This is a genomic window from Pseudomonas sp. SIMBA_041, from assembly GCF_046535095.1.
Lineage (GTDB): Bacteria > Pseudomonadota > Gammaproteobacteria > Pseudomonadales > Pseudomonadaceae > Aquipseudomonas > Aquipseudomonas mucoides.
Genome location: NZ_JAWRXJ010000136.1, coordinates 1 through 315 on the forward strand (window position 1 = coordinate 1; position 315 = coordinate 315).

Consider the following 315-nt stretch of genomic DNA (forward strand, 5'->3'; position numbering starts at 1 on the left):
GGTCGTGTGCTAAATTCCATTAATAGTTATTCCAATGGCTCAAAAATGGCTAGCGTTTGCTAAATAACCTAAACAATATCGAATCATTACCTCACAATTGGATGTTACATTTCAAAACCACGATTTATATTATTTCTTGGGCTAGGTTCATTTAAAACTACTTTCGTTGGCTCTGTTAGCTTTTGTTTTAACGCTGGTTGTTCTACCTCCAACGCAGGTGGATGCATCGCATCCAACTTCTTTAAATGCTCTAAATCACAATGTAGTTCGTACTTTTCTGTGAACTTCTCAATGCTCAAGTTGCCATAATCAAGC

General features: G+C 36.8%; 1 protein-coding gene. It reads right to left on the minus strand.

The window, feature by feature from the left end:
* Positions 1-104: 104 nt before the first annotated feature.
* On the minus strand, positions 105-315 hold a 211-nt coding region (locus tag SB725_RS30575; RefSeq protein WP_410923093.1), incomplete at its 5' end, for a hypothetical protein.